13 protein-coding genes and 2 pseudogenes are annotated in these 9,723 nt (G+C 37.3%); 5 read left to right on the top strand and 10 right to left on the bottom strand.

Annotation, left to right across the window (positions count from 1 at the left end; translation table 11 throughout):
- Positions 1-147: pseudogene (locus ACJMMI_RS07810) on the bottom strand (ATP-binding protein); the annotation flags it as partial.
- 182 nt (positions 148-329) lie between these two features.
- Here ACJMMI_RS07810 and ACJMMI_RS07805 point away from each other — a divergent pair.
- Together ACJMMI_RS07805 and sigG are read left to right on the top strand one after the other, a co-directional pair.
- Positions 330-455 (top strand): annotated as a pseudogene (locus tag ACJMMI_RS07805) (SpoIVB peptidase S55 domain-containing protein); the annotation flags it as partial.
- Between the two features lie 113 nt (positions 456-568).
- Positions 569-1,342, top strand: coding sequence for an RNA polymerase sporulation sigma factor SigG (gene sigG, locus ACJMMI_RS07800; RefSeq protein ID WP_405354740.1), 774 nt, complete (start codon positions 569-571; stop codon positions 1,340-1,342).
- Between the two features lie 27 nt (positions 1,343-1,369).
- Here the strand turns inward: sigG and ACJMMI_RS07795 are convergent, their stop codons facing one another.
- Positions 1,370-1,600 (bottom strand): hypothetical protein, encoded by a 231-nt coding sequence (locus ACJMMI_RS07795; protein WP_405354739.1) that lies wholly within the window; start codon positions 1,598-1,600, stop codon positions 1,370-1,372.
- A complete protein-coding gene (locus ACJMMI_RS07790) occupies positions 1,600-1,938 on the bottom strand; it encodes a histidine triad nucleotide-binding protein (RefSeq protein WP_405354738.1) in 339 nt (112 codons plus the stop codon). Before ACJMMI_RS07790 ends, ACJMMI_RS07795 begins: the two co-directional genes overlap by 1 nt.
- Before the next feature lie 77 nt (positions 1,939-2,015).
- On the opposite strand from ACJMMI_RS07790, the gene ACJMMI_RS07785 reads away from it, so the two are divergent.
- On the top strand, positions 2,016-3,110 hold the full coding sequence (locus ACJMMI_RS07785) for an FkbM family methyltransferase (protein WP_405354736.1): 1,095 nt from the start codon (positions 2,016-2,018) through the stop codon (positions 3,108-3,110).
- 34 nt (positions 3,111-3,144) lie between these two features.
- Here the strand turns inward: ACJMMI_RS07785 and ACJMMI_RS07780 are convergent, their stop codons facing one another.
- The 6 genes from ACJMMI_RS07780 to ACJMMI_RS07755 form a co-directional block, all read right to left on the bottom strand.
- The gene (locus ACJMMI_RS07780) at positions 3,145-3,903 is read right to left on the bottom strand and encodes a Nif3-like dinuclear metal center hexameric protein (RefSeq protein ID WP_405354735.1); all 759 of its coding nucleotides are present in this window, start codon (positions 3,901-3,903) and stop codon (positions 3,145-3,147) included.
- Positions 3,890-4,576, bottom strand: coding sequence for a tRNA (adenine(22)-N(1))-methyltransferase (locus ACJMMI_RS07775; protein ID WP_405354734.1), 687 nt, complete (start codon positions 4,574-4,576; stop codon positions 3,890-3,892). The genes ACJMMI_RS07780 and ACJMMI_RS07775 overlap by 14 nt, the downstream gene beginning before the upstream one ends.
- Positions 4,576-4,776: a DUF1858 domain-containing protein gene (locus ACJMMI_RS07770; protein ID WP_405354733.1), complete on the bottom strand. Its 201-nt coding sequence runs from the start codon at positions 4,774-4,776 to the stop codon at positions 4,576-4,578. The genes ACJMMI_RS07775 and ACJMMI_RS07770 overlap by 1 nt, the downstream gene beginning before the upstream one ends.
- The gene (gene murA / locus ACJMMI_RS07765) at positions 4,763-6,031 is read right to left on the bottom strand and encodes a UDP-N-acetylglucosamine 1-carboxyvinyltransferase (protein WP_405354732.1); all 1,269 of its coding nucleotides are present in this window, start codon (positions 6,029-6,031) and stop codon (positions 4,763-4,765) included. The genes ACJMMI_RS07770 and murA overlap by 14 nt, the downstream gene beginning before the upstream one ends.
- A gap of 61 nt (positions 6,032-6,092) precedes the next feature.
- Entirely contained in the window at positions 6,093-7,202 is a 1,110-nt protein-coding gene (locus ACJMMI_RS07760) for a DUF3810 domain-containing protein (RefSeq protein ID WP_405354731.1), read from the bottom strand.
- Positions 7,183-8,067, bottom strand: a complete 885-nt coding sequence (locus ACJMMI_RS07755) for an RluA family pseudouridine synthase (protein WP_405354729.1) — start codon at positions 8,065-8,067, stop codon at positions 7,183-7,185. Before ACJMMI_RS07755 ends, ACJMMI_RS07760 begins: the two co-directional genes overlap by 20 nt.
- 134 nt (positions 8,068-8,201) lie before the next feature.
- Between ACJMMI_RS07755 and yajC the strand changes: the two genes are divergently transcribed.
- Both yajC and ACJMMI_RS07745 read left to right on the top strand, forming a co-directional pair.
- Positions 8,202-8,663, top strand: a complete 462-nt coding sequence (yajC, locus tag ACJMMI_RS07750; protein ID WP_405354727.1) for a preprotein translocase subunit YajC — start codon at positions 8,202-8,204, stop codon at positions 8,661-8,663.
- A 54-nt stretch (positions 8,664-8,717) separates the two neighbouring features.
- Positions 8,718-9,125, top strand: a complete 408-nt coding sequence (locus ACJMMI_RS07745; protein WP_405354725.1) for a TIGR04086 family membrane protein — start codon at positions 8,718-8,720, stop codon at positions 9,123-9,125.
- Positions 9,126-9,159: 34 nt separating this feature from the next.
- On the opposite strand, the gene rplS is transcribed toward ACJMMI_RS07745, so the two are convergent.
- On the bottom strand, positions 9,160-9,501 hold the full coding sequence (gene rplS, locus ACJMMI_RS07740) for a 50S ribosomal protein L19 (protein WP_405354724.1): 342 nt from the start codon (positions 9,499-9,501) through the stop codon (positions 9,160-9,162).
- Between the last annotated feature and the right edge of the window lie 222 nt (positions 9,502-9,723).

Here is a 9,723-nt window from a genome sequence, read left to right as displayed (position 1 = left end):
CACACCGTTTTCCAATAGGTAATTATAAAAGATATTGTTCAGGAGATAGGACTTGCCACATCTGCGAATACCGGTGATAACCTTGACAAATCCGTTTCCTTTTCGGCTGATCAATTGATTTAAATATAATTCACGCTTGATTTCCATAAGCACCTCTATAATAGTTTTTGCAACTTCTAACTGTTTTCAATACTATTTTATCATAGCAACTGTAGGTTGTCAAGATTTGTATAATAGATTTTTGCAACCTTTGACTATTTTATTCTTTATTTTTACTTTTAAGTTTTAAACTTTTCATTAAAAACTGTTGTCCCTACTTGACCACACTCGTGAGTGGAAGCCCCATCGTCCAAAACGGCAAGCTTATCGGTGCTGTGACGCACGTCCTCATCAACGATCCAACAACCGGATATGGCATTTTCATTGAAAATATGCTAAGCACAGCAGACAATTAATTATTCGAAGAACGCACTCCAATTTTAAAGTGCGTTCTTTGAATATTTTGGTAAATAAATCGTGCATAACCAATCCTCTTTCAAGTCAATAATTTTAACAAAGGAGCTTGAATATGAGATACAATAAAGTGGAAATATGCGGTGTTAACACATCACAGCTTAAGGTAATGTCCGAGGACGAAAAACGAGAGCTTTTAGTTAAATGCAAAAATGGGGATATGGTAGCAAGAGATGCACTAATTAACGGTAACTTACGTCTAGTGTTATCCATTATCCAAAGGTTTCTTAGCAGAAGCGAAAATGTCGATGACCTATTTCAAGTTGGTTGCATCGGTTTAATTAAGGCAATTGACAATTTCAACATCGAATTAGATGTTAAATTTTCCACCTATGCTGTCCCTATGATTATTGGAGAGCTAAGGCGGTTTTTACGCGATAATAATTCAATAAGAGTTTCAAGGTCAATGCGAGATTTGGCATACAGAGCACTGCAAGCTCGCGAAGAGCTGACAAATGACTCTCTTTGCGAGCCAAGTATTGATAAAATTGCTGAAAAAATTAACGAAGACAAGGCAGAGGTAGTGCTTGCGTTGGAAGCAATTTCCGAGCCCGTTTCCTTATACGAGCCTGTTTATAACGATTCAGGTGACACTCTTTATATTTTAGATCAAATCCGTGACACATCAAGTGACGATGAAATTTGGATTGAGGACATTGCACTGAAGGAAGCTATTAAAAGGCTTGATGAACGAGAAAAGCGCATTATAGGTATGAGGTTTTATGCGGGGAAAACTCAAAGCGAGGTTGCAAACGAGATAGGCATTTCTCAAGCGCAGGTGTCAAGGCTAGAAAAGGGCGCACTTGAACAAATACGGCGACAATTTTAAAAGGGGATGCACGCATCCCCTTTCGCTTTACACAATAATTGATAAAACCACTGTCGCAACAGTGAAAATTGAGCTGAGAATAATATAAGCATATACTCTGCGTCTTTGCTTTTCGATAATTGGCAATGCCTGCTCAAGCAAATCCTCGCTAATTAATGAAATCAGCTTTTTAATTCTAAAGTAAGTAAGTCCTGTAACTATTGCAAAAAACAGTGCGCAGCACCCACATATTAATCCAATAATTTCAAGAGATTCCATTATCTTATATGCTCCGGCAATTGTTCGCCACCCAAAATATGAAAATGTAAATGCAAAACACTCTGACATGCATCTGGTCCGCAATTTGTAATCACTCTATATCCGTTTGTGATTCCTGCTTTTGTTGCAATAGCAGGAATTTTTTCAAATATGTAAGCAACAATACTGCTATTCTCCTCTGTTAGCTCGCCAACACTTTGTATGTGACACTTTGGTATAACAAGCACGTGAATTTTCGCCTCAGGATTAATATCATGAAACGCTAATATCTTATCATCCTCGTAAACCTTGCTTGATGGAATTTGACCGTTTGCTATCTTACAAAAAATACAGTCCATATATTTTCTCCTTGACCTGAATTTAATATTATGATACAATTATACAGTATTAAACTATAAAAATCAAGGATTTAATAATGAACAATTATAAAAACATAATTTTTGATACCTTTGACTGTGATATATGGCATACTTTGAAAAGGAGCGAAAAGCCGATTTTGATTTACGGAATGGGCAACGGTGCTGACAAAATTATTTCCGCGTTTTCTCATTATGACATTAACTACTGTGATGTGTTTGCAAGTGACGGATTTGTGCGTGGACATCAATACAAAGGTAAAACAGTTATTTCATATTCCGAGGCGGTAAAAAAATACGGAAATGATTTTGACATTGTAGTCTCTTTTGGGTCAAAGCTTCCCGATGTTATAGAACTTATATATTCCTTAGAAAAAAATCACAGAGTATATTCCCCCGATGTTCCTGTTTGCAAAGGAGAATTATTTACAGAAGAATTCTTTATTAGGCATGAAAATGAGCTATATGAAGCAAGAAATCTTTTGTTTGATGAAAAATCCAAGGAAATTTTTGACGATATAGTGCGATTCAAGCTCACTGGTAAGCTTTGCTATCTTCGCTCTACCTCTTGCTCCGAGGGTGAGGCAGACAAGGTTTTGAATTTTAACAATTATGAATCTTATGTGGATTTAGGCGCATATAACGGTGACACAGTAAAAAAATACAGTGCATTATGCCCCAACCTAAAAGTTATATATGCCTTTGAGCCCGACAAGCGCAATTTTAAGAAGCTATCTGCATATTGCGATACATTAAGTGACATCGAATGCTTTCCGTTGAATTATGCCGCTTACAATTGCGATACTACTCTTGAATTTTCCTCATCAGGAAACAGGAACTCGTCCGCATCCAGCGATGGCTCATTCCAACACAAAATAACCTTAATTGATGCAAAAGCGCCCGATAATGTTTGCAAGAGCGCTAATTTTATAAAATACGACGTAGAGGGCTTGGAATGTGAAGCGCTTCTGGGTTCTTCACAGCTAATCAAAAAATTCTCCCCCGATTTGCTAGTATCTATGTACCATAAAAGTGAGGACCTATATAATCTTCCAATATTGGTACACAAATTAAATCCCAATTATCGCTTATATTTGCGCCGTTTGCCGTATATTCCCGCCTGGGACTTGAATTTGTATGCTATAAATCCATAAAGCAAAAGTGTGCACAAGATTTGTGCACACTTTTTTATACAGTTAAAATTTTATTGGAATTATAAACCTCTGTGTAAATTTCACTGTTAATATTGGAAATTACACGCGCAAGCTCGTTACAAACAGGATGCTCTGTATAGAAATGACCTGCCTCAATAATATTGATTCCTTTGTCGCAAGCATCAATAGCTGTGTTATAGCTTGCTCTGCCCGTAACAATAGTGTCACAGCCTGCCACGATAGCATTGTCTATCAAGTCTTTACCATCTCCGCCAACTACATACACCTTATTTACTTGGCATTCTCCACTATAAAGAACAAATGGTGCATCAAGAGCCTCTTTTACCTTTTTTGCAAAGATACTAACCTCAGTTTGCTCCTTTGTCCAGCCAATTCTGCCTATTGGATCAAGAGGGTCTGCTTGTACACCTTCTAATCCTAATATGCCTGCTAAAACGTCGTTCACACCGCCACAGGACGCATCCAAGCGAGTATGAAATGACATAACAGATACGTTGTTTTTAATAAGCTCAATCAGCTTTTCCTGTGTATAATTAACAGGAGTCAATGCATTTTGTCCACGGAAAACAAGTGGATGGTGTGAAATTATTGTATCAAAGCTATTTTCAATAGCATATTTTACTGTATCCATCGTAACATCAAGAGCTATCAAAACACGCTTAACATCTTTTTCAAGACTATCGGTACACATAATTCCGTCATTGTCCCAATCACACCTCAAGGAAGTGGGATAACGCTCATCTAAAATTTTATAAAGCTCATAAAATGTCATTTTTCAATTTCTCCAGCTCTTTAATTTCTTTTTCAAGCTCGGTGGTGTCCTGACACCCCAGGCGCATTCCGCTTAGCTTTTTTTCTTTTTTGGCAATTGTAGAAAACAGTAACTCTTTATATCCGTCTGCGCGTTTTTCAATATTTCTCTTACCAAGCTCCAGCTCAGGCTTTGTGTATGTATGGCATTTACCGTCATATTCAGCACAAATAATTTGATAAATTTTGCCATCCTCACAAACAATGCTCTCGTCAACGATGCAAAAGCCGTCGAGCAAATATTCACGTAGCTCAGTAGCGCAGGTCATAGGCTGTAAAATCAAGCGCACTCCCTCTTTTTTTGCATATGAGGATGCATCTATAATTTTAGCTATCAATTCTCCACCCATACCGCAAATAACAATGTCAGTTGGCAAAAATGATTCTATTCCATCGAGTCCGCACGCAATTTGGGTAGATATTTTGTCTCCTAAGTCATACCTTGATATGTTTTCTCTTGCCTTTAAAATAGGTCCTTCATTAATGTCAGAAGCAAGAGCCTTGACGGCAATTTCGTTCAACACAAGGTAAATAGGCAAGTAGGCATGATCGGTTCCAATATCAGCGACAAACGCACCGCTACGTACATATGAGGCAGCGGTGCGAAGTCTTTTACTTAATTTAATTTCTCTCATTAGTTCTTAGAAAGAAAGTCGTTGAGCTTCTTAACAAGTGCATCAGCATCTGTACCGTGTACTATGCAAGCATCCTCAATGGACTCGCCTCTTGAATGTGGGCAGCCCAAGCAGTGCATACCGATTTCAAAGAAAAATTGAGCTGTTTCTGGGTTAAAATCAAGAACATCTCCGATTATTGTTTTCTTAGTTACTTCCATGATTTGTCTCCTTTGTTAATTTTATTTTTCCACCGATAAGGGCTATTTTGTCAACCATGTTTTCATAGCCTCTAACGATATATTCAACATTATTTATAGTGCTTTCCCCCTCTGCACCCAGGCCTGCCAATACCAAAGCAGCACCTGCCCGTAAATCGGTTGCATCCAGGACAGCGCCCTTCAGCTTCGCCTGTTTAATAAACACCTTGTTTCCTGCCCTTTCTATTTCCGCCCCCATCTTTTTCAGCTCATCAACATAAGCAAATCTTGTTGGGAAAACGTTGTCGCACACACTGCCACCTCCGTTTGCAAAGGAAAGCAATGCAGAAAATTGCGGATGCAGGTCGGTTGGAAACATGGGGTATGGCAAGGTTTCAACATCAGCGCCTATAATTTCTTCAGCACTTACACTTATACAGTCAGTGTACACATTTATGCCAAATGCCATTTTTCTTAAAATATCAATAACATACGTTAAATGAGCAGGATTCACACATTTTACATAAATATTTCCCTTACAGATGCCAACGCACATTGCATAAGTGAGTGCCTCAATCATATCAGGGAAAATAGTATATCTTGTGCCACATAGCCTTGTGACCCCACAACAGACAATTGAGCTATTATATCGACAAAGCTTAGCACCGCATTTTGTTAAAAAAGCAATCAAGTCGTCAACGTGTGGCTCTTTTGCGCAGTTTTCAATGACAGTGACTCCATCACGCAAAACACTTGCAAGCACCATATTTATTGTAGCACCAACAGAAATTTTGTCAAGTGTTATTTTTGCATAATTAACTTTTTTGTTACTTCTTACCGATACTGCGCCATCATAAGCCTCACAAACGGCGCCAAGCGACTCAAAGCCCTTCAAGTGAATATCAATGGGTCGCGAGCCAAAATTGCATCCGCCCGGCATTGGCAGCTCCACAGAGCCAAAGCGCGAAAGCATTGTTCCAAGCAAATAAGAAGAAGCTCGCATTTTTGAAACTAAATGGACACTTCCTATATTATTCGTCAAGCCGTCGGTATTTATTATAACAGTATGTAAGCCGCAAAATTCAGCTTTTGCTCCCATTGAGCGCAATATTTCAAGGGCGTTTTCCACATCGCTCACCCTTGGTATATTATCAAGAATGGAGTCCCCATTTACAAGTATACACGAAAATATAATGGGTAAAGCGGAATTTTTCATTCCACTCACAGAAATTTCACCAGAGAGTCTGTTGCCGCCTTCAACTATAATTTGTTCCATATAGCCCTCGTAAACCAACATTTATTAATATCAGTTTATTCAAGGGCTAAGCAAATAGTGATTATTTTGTCTTATTTAGCACATACGCACAAACAATTTCAACAATCATTCCGTAGGATTTTGTACCTTCCTCTTGACCGTTTGCTTGCAAGTATGAATCGTTTATACTGCCTGTAACCTCAGATGCCTTTGAATTTTCATACTTTTTAAAGAACTCGCTGTAGCTCTGCATATCCTTATATACTCTTGCATCAAGCCTTGCAGCAAGCTCAAAATACGTTTTAGAATCAGCACTGTAAAGAGCATTTGCAATATTTGAATATACATCAAGATATGCACAATATCTCAAAAACGGATCATCTGACTCTAAAAGAACCGCAAATGCAAGGAAATTGCACTCATCCTCGCGCGCGTAGCCTCTTTGATGCGCCATTTCGTGCGCTGATGTTGTTGCTATTACATAATCTGGGTAATTTACATTAACATTTGACTCACCTGACATAAAGCTATATATTCCCGACAAATGTGTATATGTCATAGGCTCACTTAATATTATAGGCTTAATCTTCGATGGAAACGTTCTTATAATACCGTTCTTTTCCACAAAACGGTCATATGCATCGCAAATTTTCTCACTCATTTCACTATACGAGTAAGGCATAACTGATGCTCCCGTTTCGTCATACTCTATTTTGCTCACAAGCGCATTTAATTCAGTTACAAATTTGTCAGTAACTTGATATAGCTCCTCATTAGTAGGAGTTGTCCTGTCAAGGTTCATTTTATCTTCTATCTTTGAAGTGTGATATCCGCTCGAATATGTCCAAACAAAGCAAATAAACACAATGCAAAGAAAGGAAATGAGCACAGATATATATCTAACTGTGGTTTTCGGTCCTCTTTTGCCATATCTTACCGCTAAAAATATTAAAAATATCAATATAAACGGTGAAAGCAAAAGAAAAATTTCCACCAAAGAAAATGGGAAAATGACCGTGGACCAGGTAAGCACCAAACGGAAAGGCGCTGTTATATTGTAGTTAAAAAAATCAGCAAAGTCCGTATTATTAAGTACTATTAGGTATAGCGCTAAGCTGATAATAGTTAAAAGGTAAACACATAAGGAAAAAAGCGGTATGTATTCTCTAATTTTAGAAAAGTATTTCTTCATTACCAAAATATCTCCTTATCAGCTTTTCCATGTCATCAGGCAACGGCGCAAAATATGTGCCCAATTCCCCAAGCTCCATTTTTAAGCAATGAAGCGCCTGTCTGTCGATTTCCTCACTTTTTTCAAAGTATAAGCTATCGCCGATAATAGGATGCCCAATATATGCCATATGTACTCTTATCTGGTGGGTTCTGCCGGTGACCGGCTTAACCAACAACACGCTTATTTTATCACCGTTTAAAATGCTTTTGTATTCAGTAACGGCATGCTCGCCGTCAGGTCTTACAATTCTTTTAATAATGCTTTCACCAACGCGGTCAATAGGTGCATCTATTCTGCCATCGCAATCTACCCTTCCGTGTACCACTGCAACATAGTATTTTTGCGCCTCTCCGCGCTTGATTTTTTCTGAAAGTAACGCAGCGTAATACCTATTATTAGCAGTGACAACCAATCCGCTTGTGTCCTTATCTAAGCGGTTAGCAGCACGAAATACGTACTTCTTTTCTCTGTATCTGTATTTGAGAGCGTTTGCCAATGTATTATCGTGATTGTTTAATGACTGGTGAGTAGGCATATTGCTCGGCTTATTCACCACGGTTATATTTTCATCCTCATATACAATTTCAATCGGCAAATCCACAGGTTCTAAGTATTCGTTTTCATCATCATCAAAATCTGCAGTTATAAGGCTCAATATATCGTTTTCCATTAATCGATAGGTCACATTTTGATGAACAGAATTCACAGTAATTCCGTTCTCAATTTTTTTCAGCCTTTTGAGAAGTCCTGCAGATATATGCTTTTCTCTTAAAAACTCTTTAATAGTTTGTCCTTCATTTTCTTTTAATATTACAAATTCCATATGTATATATTAGCACAAATACAAGTAAAATTTAATAACTATTGTTAAATTTTCAATAAAATTTTCTAAAAGGCTTGCTAAATGGAAAATTTTAGGCTATAATATAGTAAATTTTTTAATTGGAGGTAATTATAATGGGTGGAACAATTATAATGATCGTTTTACTTGTTGGTGTATTTTATTTTATGTATAGATCCAACAAAAAACAAGAAAAAGAAACTGCAGATATGCGAAATAGCCTTGAAATAGGTGATGAAATTACTACTATCGGTGGCATTATCGGTGAAATTGTAAGAATCAAGGAAGAAACAGTTACTATCGAAACTGGAAAGGACAGAACTAAGATTAGAATTCTCCGTTCTGCTGTTCGCTCAGTAGATGTTCACGCATACGAAAAAAAGGGTGACGGCAAGAAGCCTAAACCACCTGTTGAAGCAAATAGTAACGGAAAGAAGAAAAAGAAGAAAAAACAGGTTGTTGAAACAACAAATGAGGTTGTAACCGAAAATGAAAGCGTTGTAAACAACGAGCCTGTAGATGATACCTTCTTTGAAGAGGAAGCTCCAAAGGCTGACGAAAATACTTCAGAACAGTAATAAATAAATTACCTCGCAAATATACTTGTACAAAGCATATTTACGAGGTTTTTTATGTTAAAATCAAACAACACTTTTCTGAGCATATTAAAAAATGCTTTGATATTCACATTGGTCTATGCAATAATCACGGCAATATTCACTCTGTTTGCAACATTTATTTTAAATAACACAAATGACCCTCTTGCATACATTGGATTAACCGCCAAGGTCGTTTCACTGGTAAGTACCTTCATAGCCGCATTTGCACTTGCTAAACGGATAAAAGAAAAATATCTGTTAAGTGGCATTATATTGGGCACATTGATCGTATGCATATTAGTGTTATTATACTTCATAGTCGGAGAAAATGACAACTTTAATCCAACAATATACTTATTAACTATTATTTCATCAACCATTGGCTGCTTTTTTGGCAGAAAGCGCGAAAAGCGCAAAAGAACACGGCACAAAAGAAAATGAAAAATCTCCGCAAATTGCGGAGATTTTTTCATAATTAGTTAAGTTCTTTAACCTTTGAAGCCTTACCAACTCTGTCGCGGAGATAGAAGAGCTTAGATCTTCTAACCTTACCAGCTCTGATAACTTCAACGTTTGCAACGTTTGGAGAGTGAAGTGGGAATGTCTTTTCAACACCACAACCAGATGCTACTCTTCTAACTGTGAAGGTTTCAGAAATACCACCGTTGTGCTTAGCGATAACTGTACCCTCGAAAATCTGGATTCTCTCTCTTGTACCCTCTTTAATAAGGTTGTGTACCTTAACGGTATCACCGATATTAAACTGTGGTACGTTCTGCTTCAACTGCTCATTTACAAAAGCTTCGATCTTATTCATTACAAGCCTCCATTACTTAGGATGTTCATGCAGAGCTACGCAGCGGACCATCCTTTTTATTAGTATGCATTCACATACGGCTTGTAGTATATCATAGATTTTTTGGTATTTCAATAGTTTTTTCAAAATTTTCTAAAATATTTTTCAAAACACCAAATAATTAATAAAATATTTATTATAAAGTATTGTTTAAACTGTTTTTTTATGGTAAAATATAGTGTA

It is taken from the genome of Ruminococcus sp. (genome assembly GCF_045129435.1).
Taxonomy (GTDB): Bacteria; Bacillota; Clostridia; order Oscillospirales; family Acutalibacteraceae; genus Ruminococcoides.
This window is presented reverse-complemented; position numbering and strand designations above follow the sequence as displayed.